This window comes from Caballeronia arationis, assembly GCF_001544975.2.
GTDB classification, from domain to species: domain Bacteria; phylum Pseudomonadota; class Gammaproteobacteria; order Burkholderiales; family Burkholderiaceae; genus Caballeronia; species Caballeronia arationis.
The window spans coordinates 1-613 of the sequence record NZ_FCOG02000581.1; the positions used below are offsets into that span (position 1 = coordinate 1).

Sequence of the window (613 nt, forward strand, 5' to 3'; positions counted from 1 at the left end):
GGCGCTATCAAAAGCGAAGTGCAACACCTATGTCGTATAAGGTGTCGCAATGCCCGACAAAACTTCGTATCAGCAACTTCAACCTGAAGAACGCCTTGCCATCGCAAGCCTACGACTGCAGGACGTGAGCATCAGGGCCATGGCCCTGATGCTCGGGCGTTCACCAGCGACCATCAGTCGCGAGCTGATGCGAAACAGCTCCGCCACTGGCTACGCATCGGTGCCGGCTCAAGCGCTGAGCGCCGCCCGCCGTAGCGCGGGCCGCCGTCCCGCCAAGCTTTGCCTGCAGGGCGTTCGCTGGCGGGTTGTTGTCACCTTGCTCGAGTGGAAGTGGTCGCCCCAGCAGATATCGGGCACACTCAAGCGGATGTACCCGACCGACCCGACCCGGCACGTTTCGCACGAAACCATCTACACGGCTATTTACGCTCAGCCGCGCGGCGAACTGCGCCGCCAGTTGATTGCCTGCCTGCGCCACGGCCTCAGCACCCGCATGTCCCGCACGCGCGGCACCGACCGGCGCGGGCAGATTCCCGACATGGTCAGTATCCACGTGCGCCCGCCCGAAATCGAGGACCGCCTGCTGCCTGGGCATTGGGAAGGCGATTTCATC

Annotated in this window: 1 protein-coding gene; it reads left to right on the plus strand. The window is 63.5% G+C overall.

Annotation, left to right across the window (positions count from 1 at the left end; translation table 11 throughout):
• Positions 1-49: 49 nt before the first annotated feature.
• Positions 50-613, plus strand: a 564-nt coding sequence (locus tag AWB81_RS43975) for an IS30 family transposase (protein WP_144444436.1), incomplete at its 3' end; no start/stop codon positions are given.